This is a genomic window from Microbacterium saperdae, from assembly GCF_006716345.1.
Lineage (GTDB): Bacteria > Actinomycetota > Actinomycetes > Actinomycetales > Microbacteriaceae > Microbacterium > Microbacterium saperdae.
In genome coordinates this window covers 2,733,053-2,747,988 of the sequence record NZ_VFOX01000001.1, presented here as the reverse complement: position 1 = coordinate 2,747,988, position 14,936 = coordinate 2,733,053, and the positions used below count along the sequence as shown (strand labels likewise).

The window sequence follows — 14,936 nt, the reverse complement described above, 5'->3', positions numbered from 1 at the left end:
CCTTCCGGGCGGTCTGCTCAGACGTCGTAGTCCACGACCACGCGGTCGCTGGTGGGATGGGACTGGCACGTGAGCACGAAGCCGCGCTCCAGCTCATCGGGCTCCAGGGCGTAGTTCTCGGTCATCGTCACACTGCCCTCCACGACCCGTGCCCGGCAGGTTCCGCACACGCCACCCGCGCAGGCGAACGGGGCATCGGGCCGCACCCGCAGCGCCGCGTTCAACACGGACTCATGCGCGTCGACCGGGCTCTCCACCGTGGAGGAGACGCCGTCGAGCGTGACCTCGATGCGCACGGTCTTCTCGCCCGCGCGCACCTCGACAGGGCGCGCTGCGCGCGCCGGTTCGTCGCCGGTCGTGAATAGCTCGAAGCGGATGTGCGCGCGATCGACGCCGACGTCGGCGAGCACCTCTCGGCACAGGTCCACCAGGGCGAGGGGGCCGCACAGGAACCACTCGTCGACCGTCGCCGGCAGGATCAGCGTGCCGAGGATCGTCCGCAGCTTCTCCTCATCGATCCGACCGGAGAGCACGGGGGCGGTGCGCTGCTCGCGCGACAGCACGTGGTGCAGCACCAGGCGTGTGGGATACCGGTCCTTGAGATCGGCGAGGTCCTCCAGGAACATCACGTCGAGCGTGGCCCTGTTCGTGTAGAGCAGCGTGAACCGCGAGGTCTCGGACCGCGTCAGCACGGTGTGCGCCAGCGCCATCAACGGCGTGATGCCGGAGCCGGCCGCGATGCCGACGATGTGCCGGTCGTCGAGGGCGTCGAGTGCCGAGGTGAACGTGCCCTGCGGGCTCATGACGTCGATCTCGAATCCGGCGTGCAGCCCGGTCTGGGCCCAGGTGGAGAAGAGTCCGCCCTCGTCGCGCTTGACGGCCACGCTCAGGCGGGTGTCACCGCCGTCGTCTCGGTGCTCGGGCGCTCGGCACAGCGAGTACGAGCGTCGAACCTCGACGCCGTCGAGCGTGGTGCGCAGGGCGACGTACTGACCGGGAAGGTGGTCGTACTCGTCAGCCAGGGCGGCGGGCACCGTGAAGGTGACCTCGACCGCATCGTCTGTGAGGGGACGCACATCCTCGACTGTGAGGGTGTGGAAGCGGGCCCGCTTTCGCGGCGCGGCATCGGTGCGGGGAGTCTCGCGGGTGACCGCTGCAGGGGACGAGGTGAAGAGCGACATGTCAGTGCACCTTGAAATGGTCGAAGGGCTCGAGGCAGGCGCGGCACTCGAACAGTGCCTTGCAGGAGGTCGACCCGAACCGCGCGACCTCCCGGGTGTCGAGGGATCCGCAGCGTGGGCAACGCACGCTCAGGGCCAGACGGATGGGACCGGTCGACACGGCGGCGCGGCCCGATGGCGGTGCGATGCCGTACGCGGCGAGCTTGGTCTTGCCGGCATCCGTCATCCAGTCCGTGGTCCAGGCGGGGGAGAGCACGAGACGCACCTCGACGTCGTCGTATCCGGCCGCGGTGAGCGCCAGGATCACGTCGTCGCGGATCGTGTCCATCGCCGGACACCCGCTGTAGGTCGGGGTGATATCGACCTGCACACGCGAGCCGTCGACGGTCACCGCCCGCAGCACGCCGAGATCCTCGATCGTGAGCACGGGCACCTCGGGGTCGGGCACGGCCGCGGCGATGCGCCAGGCCTCCTGAGTCGTGTCGTGGGTGCGCATCGGGCTCACCACGTGGCCCCAGGATGCCGCCGAGCGAGCACCTGCATCTCGGCGAGGATGTGGCCGAGAGGGGTCGCATGTGCGCCGTGGCGTCCCCCGGCAGACGAGGCGGCGACCGCGGGCACCGACAGCTCGGCCTCGGTGAAGACCGTGTCGACCACGGCGTCGAAGCCGGGGCGCAGACCCGATGGTCGCACGGCGGCGTCGCCGAGGCGTTCGACGAGTTCGTCGTCGCGGAACAGCTCGTCGACATACGGCCAGACATCGGCGTTCGCGCGGACGATCCGGGCGCGCGACTCCTCGGTGCCTCCGGCCAGGCGCAGCATCCACTGCACCGCGTGGTCGCGGTGGTAGTCGACCTCCTTGAGCGACTTCTCGGCGATCGCCGCGAAGGTCGCGTCACTGCTCGTCCGCAGCGCGGAATAGAGCTCGAACATGTACGTGGCGACCACGAACTGCCGCGCGATGGTCTGGGCGAAGTCGCCGTTCGGCTGCTGCACGATCCATGCGCACCGGAACTCCGGCTCATCACGGAAGTAGGCCAGGTCGTCTTCGCTGCGTCCGTCGAACGAGCCGGCGTAGTGCAGGAACGAGCGGGCATGACCGAGAAGATCGAGGGCGATGTTGCCCAGTGCCACATCCTCCTCCAGCTCGGGTGCGCGCGAGATCCACTCGCCCAGCTGCTGAGAGAGGATCAGCGCATCGTCGCCGAGGCGCAGCGCGTATTCGGCGACGTCGGCGGATGCGGCCACGGCGCCGACGCCGGAGAGCTCCTGCGAGAGCTGGAGCTCGTCGACCGACACGTCGCCGTGGACGTCGATGTCGTGGTGTGCGGCGCTCACAGGTGCGGCACCCCCTCGGACGCCGTGTAGTACACGGCGTGACGATAGTTCTTGCCTGCCGGGCTCTCGAAGTACGCGCCCTTGGCATCGGGATCGCTGGTGGTGATGGCATCCGCGGGAGCGACCCAGATCGATACTCCCTCGCCGCGGCGCGTGTAGAGATCGCGGGCGTTGCGGATCGCCATCTCGGCATCCGGCGCGTGCAGTGAGCCGACGTGGACGTGACTCAGTCCGCGGTTCGCACGCACGAACACCTCCCACAGCGGCCAGGGTTCGCGCTCGTCTGATCCCGGAGTCGCCATCATGCGACCGCCTTCGACTTCAGAGCCTGCTTGCGGGCGCACTCGGCTGCGGCCTTGCGCACCCAGGCACCCTCCTCGTGGGCCGTGCGACGACGCTCCAGGCGCTCGGAATTGCAGGGGCCGTTTCCGCGCAGCACTTCGAAGAACTCGTCCCAGTCGATCTCGCCGATCACGTACTGACCGGTCTCCTCGTCGAGCCGCAGGTCCGGATCGGGGAGCGTGACGCCGAGGATCTCCGCCTGGGGGACCAGCATCCCGACGAAGCGCTGGCGCAGGTCGTCGTTCGAGAACCGCTTGATCTTCCACTTCATCGACTGCGCGGAGTTCGGCGACTGCTCATCCGGCGGTCCGAACATCGCCAGGCTCGGCCAGTACCAGCGGTTCACGGCATCCTGCGCCATCTGCCGCTGCTCCTCGGTGCCCTGCATGAGGCTGAGCAGGATCTCGAACCCCTGGCGCTGGTGGAACGACTCCTCTTTGCACACGCGCACCATCGCGCGGCCGTAGGGGCCGTACGACGCGCGGCACAGCGGGACCTGGTTGACGATCGCGGCGCCGTCGACGAGCCATCCGATCGCACCCATGTCGGCCCAGGTGGGGGTGGGGTAGTTGAAGATCGAGGAGTACTTGGCCTTGCCGCTGATGAGCTGGTCCATCATCTCGTCGCGGGTGATGCCGAGGGTCTGCGCGGCGGAGTAGAGGTAGAGCCCGTGGCCGGCCTCGTCCTGCACCTTCGCCATCAGGATCGCCTTGCGCTTGAGGCTCGGTGCACGGGTGATCCAGTTGCCTTCGGGCTGCATGCCGATGATCTCGGAGTGCGCGTGCTGCGAGATCTGGCGGATCAGCGTCTTGCGGTACGCCTCGGGCATCCAGTCTCGGGGTTCGATGCGCTGCTCGTTCGCGATGAGCTCGTCGAAGACGCGCTCATCGTCGGAGACATCGCCCGATACGAGGCTGAGGTCTGCGGGGCTTGTCATCATCGATTCCTCGTCTCCGATCTTTACTGACCGGTCGTTGGGTAATTCTGACATGACGATGCGCGACACGCAAGACGGGGCGGTCAGCGGGAGCGGGAGACCAGCTCGAGCAGGGCCCTGCCGTACGCCTCAGAGGGGTCGGGATGCTCGAACCGGAGAGTCTCGCCCGCGAGCTCGATCTCGACCAGGAATGCGTCCGTCACGCGGACCAGGCGGCGGAAGGTGCCGCGCAGGAGATCGCGAAGCTGGTCTTCTCGCGGCAGCCAGACGGCATCCGCAAGGGTGACCGCATCGAGCGCCCACTCGGTGGTGCCGTTGAACGCCAGGTCGGTGCCGCTCGGCGTCTGACGCGCCTCGATCGTCATCGCGCTGACCGTGAAGACGTCAGCCTCGGCTTCGAGCTCGATCTCTTCCGGCAGGTCGAGCTGGAATCGATCGCCGTCGGCCGGATGCCACACGAGACCCGCATCACGCAGGGCGACGGCGAGTTCTCGGGTGATCACACCTCCACGCTAGACGACCGCGGGTGCGTGTCGGCGGGATGAGGCATGTCGGGGGAGTGAGGCATGTCGGTGGAGTGAGGCATGTCGGTGGAGTGAGGCAGAGTGGGGTCATGGTCTCCACTGCTCCGTCCGACACCCGCGAGGCCGATACCCGCGAGGCCGCGCTCGCCGCGCTGCGCGAACTCGTCGGCCGTCCCGATGCCGACTTCCACGACGGGCAGTACGAGGCGATCGAGGCCCTGGTCGCCGGCAGGCGCCGAGCGCTCGTCGTGCAACGCACCGGATGGGGCAAGTCGGCGGTGTACTTCGTCGCCACTCTGCTGCTGCGGCGACAGGGGGCGGGGCCGACCGTGCTCGTTTCGCCGCTGCTGGCGCTCATGCGCGACCAGATCTCCGCGGCCGAACGGGCCGGCGTGCGGGCGGTCGCGATCAACTCCACGAACGCCCATGAGTGGAGCGATGTGCTGGCGCGCCTCGATCGCGATGAGGTCGACGTGCTGCTGGTCTCGCCCGAGCGTCTGAACAATCCGTCCTTCCGCGAGGAGCAGCTGCCGGCACTGGTCCGCCGCATCGGCATGCTGGTCGTCGACGAGGCCCACTGCATCAGCGACTGGGGGCACGACTTCCGCCCCGACTACCGACGGCTGCGCGACCTGATCGCGCAGATGCCGGCCGACGTTCCGGTGCTCGCGACCACGGCCACGGCGAACAGTCGGGTCGTGGCCGACGTCGCCGAGCAGTTGGGGAGCCTGCAGAGCACCGGCGAGGCGGGAGCGGTGGACGTGCTCACGATCCGTGGTCCGCTCGCCCGCACCTCGTTGCGCCTCGGTGTGCTGCGGCTGCGCGACTCGGCGAGCCGGCTGGCCTGGCTGCTCAGTCACCTCGGCGATCTGCCTGGTTCCGGCATCATCTACACGCTCACCGTCGCCGCCGCGGTCGACACCGCCCGGCTGCTGCGTGAGCACGGTCACGACGTCCGTGCCTACACGGGCCAGACCGACACCGATGAGCGCGCCGAGTCCGAGGGGATGCTGAAGCGCAACGAGGTCAAGGCGCTCGTCGCGACCAGCGCGCTGGGGATGGGCTTCGACAAGCCGGATCTCGGTTTCGTGCTGCACCTGGGTGCTCCGTCGTCACCGGTCGCGTACTACCAGCAGGTCGGCCGCGCCGGTCGTGCCAGCGAGAGCGCCGATGTGTTGCTGCTCCCCGGAGTGGAGGACCGCGACATCTGGCACTACTTCGCGACCGCGTCGATGCCCGACCGGGACCGCGCGGAGCGAGTGATCTCGGCCCTCGGCGACACCTCCGTCTCGACCCCGGCGCTCGAGGCGATGGTCGACATCCGTCGGACGCCGCTCGAGCTGCTGCTGAAGGTGCTCGATGTCGACGGCGCGGTGCGACGGGTGCAGGGCGGGTGGGTCGCCACGGGCGAGCCCTGGGTCTACGACGCCGAGCGGTACGAGCGCATCGCGGCCGAGCGCGTCGCCGAGCAGCAGCACATGCTCGACTACGAACAGACCGAGGGGTGCCGGATGGAGTTCCTGCAGCGCTCTCTCGATGACGACACCGCGGCGCCGTGCGGTCGCTGCGACAACTGCGCCGGCGGCTGGTTCCCGCGCGAGATCGGTGCGGCGGCGACGACCCAGGCGTCGGAGTCGCTCGACAGGGTCGGTGTGCCGATCGAGCCGCGTCGCGCCTGGCCGACAGGCGCCGATCGGCTCGAGGTGCCGGTGCGGGGCCGCATCGCGCCGGACGAGCAGGCGGGGGAGGGCAGGGCGCTCGCCCGCCTCACGGACCTGGGGTGGGGAGGGGTGCTGCGGGATATCTTCGCGGCGGGCGCGCCGGATGCCCCGGTGCCGCCGCAGCTTCTCGCCGCCTGCGTCCGCGTGCTCGCCGGGTGGACCTGGGATCAGCGCCCGGTCGCGGTGGTCGCGATGCCATCCCGGTCGCATCCTCAGCTCGTCGACTCCCTCGCCCGCGGACTCGCCGAGGTCGGGCGGCTGCCGTACCTCGGTGCTCTCGCACCCATCGGCGGCGGCCCGAGCGGGCAGCCCGGTGGCAACAGCGTGTTCCGGCTCGCCGGGCTCTGGGATCGACTGAGCGCCGAGCATCTCGAGGTTCCTGCGGGGCCCGTGCTGCTCATCGATGACCTGGTCGACAGCCGGTGGACCATGACGATCGCCGCGCGCACGCTCCGTCGCGCCGGTGCGAGCGAGGTGCTGCCGTTCACGCTCGCTCTGCGCGGCTGAGGTACTCCGGAACCTCAGCGCAGGTCGTAGACGCGCTTGTACTTGCCCTCGCTGCGCGGCAGGGTTCCCGGTTCTTCCAGGTGCACGTCCACGGTCGTGCCGATGTGCACCTTGATGCGCTGCTGCAGCACGGCGGCCGCGGCCTCGCACACGGAGCGTTCGAGCTGCGGATGCCGTTCGATGCGCACGGTCATCGAGTCCATCCGGCTCTCGCGCCGCAGCTCGAGAACGAAGTGCGGCGTCAGGGTCTCGATGCCCATCACGAGCTCCTCGATCTGCGTCGGGAACAGGTTCACCCCGCGGAGGATGATCATGTCGTCGTTGCGTCCCGTGATCTTCTCGATCCGTCGCGCAGCCGGGAACGTGGTGCCGGGGAGCAGGCGGGTGAGGTCGCGCGTGCGGTAGCGGATGACCGGGAACGCCTCCTTCGTGAGCGAGGTGAAGACGAGCTCCCCGAGTTCGCCGTCGGCCACCGGATCGCCCGACTCCGCGTCGATCGTCTCGGGGAGGAAGTGGTCCTCCCACACGTGCGGGCCGTCCTTGGTGAGCACGCTCTCGCTCGCGACACCCGGCCCCATCACTTCGCTGAGCCCGTAGATGTCGACCGCGTCGAGGTTCAGCCTGCGCTCGATCTCGCGGCGCATCTCGTTGGTCCAGGGCTCCGCGCCGAGGACCGCGATGCGCAGCGAGGTCGCTCGCGGATCGATGCCTGCCTCCTCCAGCGCATCGGCGATCGTGAGCAGATAGCTCGGGGTGCACAGGATCGCGTCCGGCTCGAAGTCGTGGATCATCTGCACCTGGCGCGCGGTCTGCCCGCCCGACATCGGGATCACGGTCGCCCCGAGCCGCTCGATGCCGGCGTGCGCGCCGAGACCTCCCGTGAAGAGGCCGTAGCCGTAGGCGTTGTGCACGCGCATGCCGGGACGGATGCCGGCGGCGTGGAGCGAGCGGGCGACGAGATCGGCCCAGCGATCGAGGTCGCCCTGCGTGTAGGCGACCACGGTCGGTCGCCCGGTGGTTCCCGACGACGCGTGCACGCGCCGCACATCGCCCATCGGCACAGCGACCATGCCAAACGGATACGTCTCGCGCAGGTCGGCCTTGGTGGTGAAGGGCAGGCGGCGGATGTCGGCGAGCGTGCGGATGTCGTCGGGAGTGACGCCGTGCTCCGTGAAGCGGCGGTGGTAGTGGGGCACGTTCTCGTATGCATGGCGCACGGTCCACTGCAGTCGGCGCAGCTGGAGCTCCTCGAGTTCCGGACGCGAGTGCAGCACGGAATCTCCCGCACCGGTCAGCAGTTCGATCGTCGTCATCGTGACTCCTTCATCACTTCTCCCGGCCCGCGGCGGTGCGGGCACAGGACCGTTCATCGTCATCTCATCAATCCCTCAGCGGCCTCGGTTCGCGGCGTGCGTACATGCCTGTGCACCACGCGCACGATGGCCTGATCTCCACGTCCGTGCTCTGTACTCGTCGGCAGAGGCGCTCCTAGGCTCCGAACAACCGGACAGAGCGGTCCGCGGAATGAGGAGGATGCTGTGACCACGACAACGACGATCCTGGAAGCCGTCGGCGTGCCCGAGAGTGTGGGCCGCGCGATCCCGGATGCCGCCACAAGAGAGACCATCGGCTACGCGCCGATCCACACGGTCGCCGATCTGGACGACGCGGTCGCGGCCGCGCGTGCGGCACAACCGGCGTGGGCTGCGCTCGGTCACGCAGAGCGCAGCCGCATCCTGAACGCCATCGCGGATGACATCGAGGCGAACAGCGAAGAGCTCGCGGTGCTGCTGTCCCGCGAGCAGGGCAAGCCGCTGAACGGACCCAACGCCCGCTTCGAGGTGGGCGCGTGCGCGCTGTGGACCCGCACGGCCGCCGACACCCCGATCGAGCCGGAGGTCGTGTTCGAGGCCGGGGAGTCGCGTGCCGAGGTGCACTACGACCCCCTGGGTGTGGTCGGCGCGATCGGTCCGTGGAACTGGCCCATGATGATCACCGTCTGGCAGATCGCGCCCTCGCTGCGGATGGGCAACACCGTGGTCGTGAAGCCGAGCGAGTACACGCCGCTGTCGGTGCTCGCGCTCGCCGAGATCTACAACCGGCACCTGCCGGACGGGGTGCTCACGGTGATCTCGGGCGACCGCGAGGTCGGTGCAGCCATCGCGGCTCACCCCGATCTCGACAAGATCATGTTCACCGGCTCGACGGCCACCGGTCGTCGCATCGTCGAGGCCTCTGCCGGGAGCCTCGCGCGGCTCACTCTCGAACTCGGTGGCAACGACGCGGGGATCATCCTGCCCGGTACCGACATCGAGGCGATCGCCGAGAACCTGTTCTGGGGCATCTTCATCAACACCGGTCAGACCTGCGCCGCCCTCAAGCGCCTCTATGTGCATGACTCGCAGTACGAGCAGGTGGTCGAGGCGCTCGCCGCGATGGCGCGCACGATGCCGCTCGGCAACGGCCTCGACGAGGGCAACGTGCTGGGCCCGCTGCAGAACGAGAAGCAGTTCGACATCGTCAGCGCCCTCGTCGACGACGCCAGGGAGAACGGCGCACGCATCGTCGCGGGTGGGTCTGCGGCTCCCGAGCACGGACCGCTGTTCTACCAGACCACGGTCGTCGCCGACATCTCCGACGGGGCACGCCTGGTCGACGAGGAGCAGTTCGGTCCGGTCATCCCGGTCATCCGCTATTCGGATGTCGACGATGCCGTGCGCCGGGCCAACGCCTCCACGCAGGGGCTCGGCGGATCCGTGTGGTCGCAGGATGTCGAGGCCGCGACCGCGGTCGCCCGACGGGTGCAGGCCGGCACCGTGTGGATCAACCAGCACGGCGCCATCAACCCGCACGTGCCGTTCGGCGGCATCAAGGCGTCGGGCTACGGGCAGGAGTTCGGAGTCGCAGGGCTGAAGGCGGTCTCGGCGCCGAAGGTCATCCAGCGCTGAGGAGCGCAGGCGCGAGAGGGCGGAGGGATCACTCCCTCCGCCCTCTCGCTGCATCCGCGCGATCCGCACCGGGATCACTCCGCGGGGCGGCGCCCCGTCGTGAGCGAGCGGCCCCGCACCTCGGCGACCACGTCGCCCGTGTCGTCCGTGACCGTGATGTCGTAGACCCCCGCGCGGCCGACGACAGTGCGGCGGCGGGCGTGCGCGGTCAGGCGCTGTCCGGCGGTCGTCGACTTCACGAACACGATGTCGGCGCCTGCGGCGACCGTGACCCGCTCGTCTTCGTTGCAGGCGATCGCGAAGGCCGTGTCGGCGAGAGTGAACACGAAGCCGCCGTGCGTGATCGCGTGGCCGTTGAGCATGTCATCGCGTACCTGCATCGACACCACGGCTTCGCCCGGCTCGTCCTTCTCGACGGTCATGCCGAGCAACGCCGAGGCGCGGTCGCGCTGCATCATCGGACGCATGGTCACGCGGCCGCCCCGGTCGTCGATGAGGCATCCGCGGGCGCGAGCTCCTTGGCGACGAGGGTCAGCACGTCGTATTCGGCCACCACCTCATCGCGCTCGTTGCGGATCACGGCATCCCACCGCACCTCGCCGTACTCGTCGGTCTCGCGCGGAGTGATCTGCTTCGCCGTCAGCGCCACCCGGATGCGGTCTCCCGGCGACACCGGTGTGATGAAGCGCAGGTTCTCGAGCCCGGAATTGGCGAGCACGGGGCCGGGCGCCGGATCCACGAAGAGTCCTGCCGCCCAGGACACCAGGAGGTAGCCGTGCGCGACCCGGCCGGGGAAGAACGGGTTGGCAGCCGCGGCAGCCTCGTCCATGTGGGCGTAGAAGGTGTCACCCGTGAAGTGCGCGAAGGTCTCGATGTCGGCGAGGGTGACTTCCCGCTCTGCGGAGTCCACGCGGTCGCCGATGCGCAGCTCGGCCAGCGACTTGCGGAACGGATGCATGCCCGTGGCGTCGGCGTCGGCACCCGCGTGCCACACCCCGGTGATCGCGGTCAGCATGCGTGGGGAGCCCTGCACCGCGGTGCGCTGCATGTAGTGCAGTACCGCCCGGATGCCGCCCAGCTCCTCTCCGCCGCCCGCGCGGCCGGGGCCTCCGTGCACCAGGTGCGGCACCGGGGCTCCATGGCCCGTCGAGCTGCGGGCATCGTCGCGGTCGAGGAACAGCACGCGGCCGTTGAACGCGCCGATACGGGTGATCAGCTCGGCGGCCGTCTGGGGATCGTGCGTCGCGACGCTGGTCACGAGCGACCCTCCGCCGCGTCCGACCAACTCCGCCGCTTCGGCGAGCGAGGAGTACGTGAGCACGCTCGTGACGGGACCGAAGGCCTCCACCTCATGCGCCGCAGCGGGGGCGGCGCCGTCGAAGCCGATCACGATCGGAGAGAGGAAGGCACCGTCGTCTGCGGCGCCCACGGTGCCATCGGCCCGCGTGACCTCCGGGCGCTCGGTCGAGCCGATCAGCAGCGTGCCGCCGGCATCCTGCAGCACACCGACCTGGTGCAGCACCTCATCGCGCTGTGCCACGGAGACCAGCGGTCCGAGCGTGACGCCCTCGGCGCGCGGGTCGCCGATCACGACGCGCGCGGTGATGCTCGCCTGCAGTGCGGCGACCAGCTCGTCGCGCGACCCCGCCGGCACGATCGCCCGGCGGATCGCGGTGCACTTCTGTCCGGCCTTGGTCGTGAGCTCGACCATGAGCTGGCGCACATAGGCGTCGAACTCGGGCGTGCCCGCGACGGCATCCGGCGCGAGCACGGACGCGTTGATCGAGTCGGTCTCGCTCGTGAACCGCACGGCGGGGTCGACCTGCGCGCGCAGCCGGGCTGCGGTCGTCGCGCTGCCGGTGAAGCCGACGGTGTCGCCGAGGCCGACCCTGCCCAGCAGATCCTGCACGCCGCCGCTGATCAGCTGCAGAGAACCGGCGGGGAGCAGCCCGGAGTCGACGAGGATGCGCACCCAGGCCTCCGCCACGTACGCGGTGGGGGTCGCGGGCTTCACGATCGACGGCACACCGGCGAGGAAGGCGGGGGCGAACTTCTCCAGCGCTCCCCACATCGGGAAGTTGAAGGCGTTGATCTGCACCGCGGCGCCGGGCAGGCGCGTATAGATGTGGCGGCCGAGGAATGAGCCGTCCTTCGACAGCGGCTCGATCGCGCCGTCGAGGTACACCTGGGAGTTCGGCATCTCGCGCCGGCCCTTGGAGGAGTATGTGAACAGCACGCCGATGCCGCCGTCGATGTCGTTGAGCGAATCGCGCCGGGTCGAGCCCGAGCGCGCCGACAGCTCGTACAGCTCCTCCTTGTGCGCCGTGAGCTCGATCGCGAACTGCTTGAGCAGCACGGCGCGCTGGTGGAACGTCAGGGCGCCGAGGCTCTGCTGCCCGGCGGTGCGGGCGTGCTGGAGCACGGCCTCGACGTCGAGACCGCGGGTGCTGACGGCGGCGACGGCCTCGCCGGTCGACGCATCACGCACGACGGCGGCATCGGGGTCGGTCGCGGGCGCCCACCAGGCGTCGCCGACATAGCTGGGCAGGATCGCAGCAGTCATCTCTCGTCACTCCAGTCGTAGAATCCTCGGCCGCTCTTGCGGCCCAGCTGTCCGTCGTCCACCATCCGCCGCAGCAGTGCGGGCGGGGCGAAGCGATCGCCGAACGCGCGCTCCAGCTCCTCCGCGATGCCGAGGCGTACGTCGAGCCCGACGATGTCGGTCGTGCGCAACGGTCCGGTGGGATGCCGATATCCGAGCTCCATGGCGGCGTCGATGTCGGCGGCCGAGGCCACGCCCTCCTCCAGCATCCGGATGGCCTCGAGTGCGAGCATCACGCCGAGGCGGCTGGAGGCGAAGCCGGGGGAGTCGCGCACGACGACCGCGGTCTTGCCGAGCTCGGCCACCCAGCCGCGCAGCGTGTCGACGAGGGAGGACAGGGTCCGTGCACCGATCACGACCTCGATCAGCGTCGACGAGGGCACCGGGTTGAAGAAGTGCATGCCGAGGAAGCGCTCGGGGAAGGTGAGGCCGCCCGCGAGATCGGTGATCGAGATCGAGGAGGTGTTCGTGGCGAGCACCGCGTCACCCGCGACCACCGCCTCGATGCGCGACAGCGCCTCCGCTTTGAGAGTCCGATCCTCGGGTACGGCCTCGATGACCAGGCCCGCCTGGGCGAAGTCGCCGACCGAGGTCCCGACCGTGAGCGCGGAGGTGAGCTCGTCGAGCGGGAGAGTGTCACCGCCGCGCGCGACCGACCGACCCAGACTCGTCTCGATGCGCTGGCGGGCGGCATCCGCCGACTCCTCATCGCGCTCCACGACATGCACCTGGACGCCGGCGAGCAGGAACGCGTGGGCGATCCCGGCGCCCATCCGCCCTCCGCCCAGCACTCCGACGTTCTGTGGAAGGCTCATCGGTTCTTCTTCCTCTCCAGGAACGCGGTCATCCGCTCGTGCTTCTCCGCGCTGTCGAACAGCTCCGCCTGCACGTCGCCCACGAGCCCGAGATGCTGATCGGGCGGCGTCAGCAGCAGACGCTTGGTGAGTTCCGTGGCGCGGGATCCGTTCGCCGCGATGCGGTCGGCCAGCGTGTGCGCGGCGGCGAGCAGGTCATCGGGGGAGTGCACGGAGGAGATCAGTCCCCAGTGCAGCGCCTCCTCGGCGTCGAGCATCCGACCGGTGAGCAGCAGCTCGCTGGCGCGGGCATGGCCGACGATCTCGGGCAGACGCCAGGTCGCGCCGGCCGCGGCGATGATGCCCAGCCCGGTCTCCGGATTGCCGAAGCGCACGCGATCGGTGCCGATGCGGATGTCGGCGGCATAGGCGAGCTCCGCGCCTCCACCGAGGGCGTAGCCGTCCACCGCGGCGATCACCGGCATCGGCAGCCGGCGGATGCGGTGGAACACGGTCGCGTTGATGCTCGTGATCGCATCGGCCGCGGTGCGATCCCGCAGCTGTCCGATGTCGGCACCCGAAGCGAACACGCCTCCCGCTCCGGTGAGGATCAGGATGCGCGGCGACGTCTCGAGACGTTCGCACAGCGCGTGCAGGTCGTCGACCATCGCCTGGTCGATCGCATTGCGGACCGCGGGGCGGTCGAGCGTCGCGATCACGCGGTCGTGATGCTCCTCGATCCGCACCGACTGCTCCTCGGTCCTCCGCGCATCAGACATCGAGCCGCTCCACGATCATGGCCGTGCCCTGACCGACGCCGACGCACATGGTGGCGAGGCCGTAGCGGGCGTTCTCCCTGGCCAGGCGTCCGAGCAGTGTGACGATCAGGCGTGATCCGCTGGAGCCGAGCGGATGCCCGAGCGCGATCGCCCCGCCGTCGGCATTCACGATCGCAGGGTCGAGCCCCAGGCGACGGATGCTGGCCAGCGACTGCGAGGCGAACGCCTCGTTGAGCTCGACGGCGCCGATGTCGCCGATCGTCAGGCCGCTCTTGGCGAGCGCCTTCTCGGAGGCGGGTACGGGACCCAGTCCCATGATCTCGGGGGCGAGGGCGGCGGTCGCTGCCGAGACGATCCGGGCGAGGGGCCGCAGCCCGTGCCGCTCGACGGCCTCCGCGCTGGCGACGACGACCGCCGAGGCGCCGTCGTTGAGCGAACTGGAGTTGCCTGCGGTCACCACCTGCCCGCCGGCGACGACGGGACGCAGGCCGGCGAGCGCCTCGAGCGAGGTCTCGCGCCGCGGTCCCTCGTCGGTGTCGACCCGGCCGCGCGGGGTCTCCACCGCCACGATCTCCTCCGTGAAACGTCCGGCATCGATCGCCGCGAGCGCCCGTCGGTGGCTCTGCAGTGCGAAGGCGTCGGCATCCTCGCGGGTGATCCCATCCAGGCGTGCGACCTCCTCGGCCGTCTCCGGCATCGAGAAGGTGGCCTTGTCGCGGGCCGCCATACGTGGATTCACGAAGCGCCAGCCGATGGAGGTGTCGAACGCGGCGCCGGGTTTGGCCCAGGCGCGCTCGGGCTTCGCCTGCACCCAGGGCGCCCTGGTCATCGACTCGACACCGCCGGCGACGAGCAGATCGGCGTCGCCCGCGCGCACGGCGTTGGCGGCCAGCGCGATCGCCGACATCCCGGAGGCGCAGAGGCGGTTGACGGTGAGGCCGGGCACGGAGTCGGGGAGGCCGGCGAGCAGCACAGCCATGCGGGCGACGTTGCGGTTGTCCTCTCCGGCCTGATTGGCAGCACCGAGGATCACCTCGTCCACGGCGGCGCCGGGGATGCCCGCTCTGGCGACGGCGTCGGCCACCACGAGAGCGGCGAGATCGTCCGGCCGGACACCGGCCAGTGCGCCGCCGTAACGCCCCACCGGGGTGCGTGTGCCGGCGACGAGGTAAGCCTCGGACATCGTCATCCTCTCGTCCGCCCACATCGGCGGGTCTTTGCAGACCGATCGTTCAGGAATGATCGCAGATCGCGCCGCGCTTG

General features: G+C 69.9%; 14 protein-coding genes. 2 read left to right on the top strand and 12 right to left on the bottom strand.

Features of this window, described 5'->3' with window-relative positions; translation table 11 throughout:
- Positions 1–17: 17 nt before the first annotated feature.
- The 6 genes from paaE to FB560_RS13015 form a co-directional block, all read right to left on the bottom strand.
- The gene (gene paaE / locus FB560_RS13040; protein WP_141872761.1) at positions 18–1,181 is read right to left on the bottom strand and encodes a 1,2-phenylacetyl-CoA epoxidase subunit PaaE; all 1,164 of its coding nucleotides are present in this window, start codon (positions 1,179–1,181) and stop codon (positions 18–20) included.
- A gap of 1 nt (position 1,182) precedes the next feature.
- Complete coding sequence (paaD, locus tag FB560_RS13035; protein ID WP_141872760.1) at positions 1,183–1,677, bottom strand: 1,2-phenylacetyl-CoA epoxidase subunit PaaD; 495 nt, start codon at positions 1,675–1,677, stop codon at positions 1,183–1,185.
- Between the two features lie 5 nt (positions 1,678–1,682).
- A complete protein-coding gene (paaC, locus tag FB560_RS13030; RefSeq protein ID WP_141872759.1) occupies positions 1,683–2,519 on the bottom strand; it encodes a 1,2-phenylacetyl-CoA epoxidase subunit PaaC in 837 nt (278 codons plus the stop codon).
- Positions 2,516–2,821, bottom strand: a complete 306-nt coding sequence (gene paaB / locus FB560_RS13025) for a 1,2-phenylacetyl-CoA epoxidase subunit PaaB (protein WP_141873252.1) — start codon at positions 2,819–2,821, stop codon at positions 2,516–2,518. The genes paaC and paaB overlap by 4 nt, the downstream gene beginning before the upstream one ends.
- Complete coding sequence (gene paaA / locus FB560_RS13020; RefSeq protein ID WP_141872758.1) at positions 2,821–3,798, bottom strand: 1,2-phenylacetyl-CoA epoxidase subunit PaaA; 978 nt, start codon at positions 3,796–3,798, stop codon at positions 2,821–2,823. Before paaA ends, paaB begins: the two co-directional genes overlap by 1 nt.
- A gap of 83 nt (positions 3,799–3,881) precedes the next feature.
- On the bottom strand, positions 3,882–4,301 hold the full coding sequence (locus FB560_RS13015; RefSeq protein ID WP_141872757.1) for a pilus assembly protein CpaE: 420 nt from the start codon (positions 4,299–4,301) through the stop codon (positions 3,882–3,884).
- A 110-nt stretch (positions 4,302–4,411) separates the two neighbouring features.
- Here FB560_RS13015 and FB560_RS13010 point away from each other — a divergent pair, with 110 nt between their 5' ends.
- Positions 4,412–6,550 carry a RecQ family ATP-dependent DNA helicase gene (locus tag FB560_RS13010; RefSeq protein WP_141872756.1) on the top strand — a complete coding sequence of 713 codons (2,139 nt, stop codon included), beginning with the start codon at positions 4,412–4,414 and terminating at the stop codon, positions 6,548–6,550.
- Positions 6,551–6,564: 14 nt separating this feature from the next.
- On the opposite strand, the gene paaK is transcribed toward FB560_RS13010, so the two are convergent.
- Positions 6,565–7,863 carry a phenylacetate--CoA ligase PaaK gene (gene paaK, locus FB560_RS13005; protein WP_170198121.1) on the bottom strand — a complete coding sequence of 433 codons (1,299 nt, stop codon included), beginning with the start codon at positions 7,861–7,863 and terminating at the stop codon, positions 6,565–6,567.
- 225 nt (positions 7,864–8,088) lie between these two features.
- Between paaK and FB560_RS13000 the strand changes: the two genes are divergently transcribed.
- Positions 8,089–9,498 carry an aldehyde dehydrogenase family protein gene (locus tag FB560_RS13000; RefSeq protein WP_141872754.1) on the top strand — a complete coding sequence of 470 codons (1,410 nt, stop codon included), beginning with the start codon at positions 8,089–8,091 and terminating at the stop codon, positions 9,496–9,498.
- 74 nt (positions 9,499–9,572) lie between these two features.
- Here FB560_RS13000 and paaI read toward each other — a convergent pair whose 3' ends face one another.
- The 5 genes from paaI to FB560_RS12975 are packed head-to-tail and all read right to left on the bottom strand — an operon-like array spanning position 9,573 to position 14,856.
- Positions 9,573–9,965: a hydroxyphenylacetyl-CoA thioesterase PaaI gene (gene paaI / locus FB560_RS12995; protein WP_211349990.1), complete on the bottom strand. Its 393-nt coding sequence runs from the start codon at positions 9,963–9,965 to the stop codon at positions 9,573–9,575.
- Between the two features lie 2 nt (positions 9,966–9,967).
- A complete protein-coding gene (gene paaZ / locus FB560_RS12990) occupies positions 9,968–12,061 on the bottom strand; it encodes a phenylacetic acid degradation bifunctional protein PaaZ (protein ID WP_141872753.1) in 2,094 nt (697 codons plus the stop codon).
- The gene (locus FB560_RS12985; protein ID WP_141872752.1) at positions 12,058–12,915 is read right to left on the bottom strand and encodes a 3-hydroxyacyl-CoA dehydrogenase family protein; all 858 of its coding nucleotides are present in this window, start codon (positions 12,913–12,915) and stop codon (positions 12,058–12,060) included. The genes paaZ and FB560_RS12985 overlap by 4 nt, the downstream gene beginning before the upstream one ends.
- Positions 12,912–13,673: an enoyl-CoA hydratase/isomerase family protein gene (locus FB560_RS12980; RefSeq protein WP_141872751.1), complete on the bottom strand. Its 762-nt coding sequence runs from the start codon at positions 13,671–13,673 to the stop codon at positions 12,912–12,914. Before FB560_RS12980 ends, FB560_RS12985 begins: the two co-directional genes overlap by 4 nt.
- Positions 13,666–14,856 carry a thiolase family protein gene (locus tag FB560_RS12975; protein WP_141872750.1) on the bottom strand — a complete coding sequence of 397 codons (1,191 nt, stop codon included), beginning with the start codon at positions 14,854–14,856 and terminating at the stop codon, positions 13,666–13,668. Before FB560_RS12975 ends, FB560_RS12980 begins: the two co-directional genes overlap by 8 nt.
- Between the last annotated feature and the right edge of the window lie 80 nt (positions 14,857–14,936).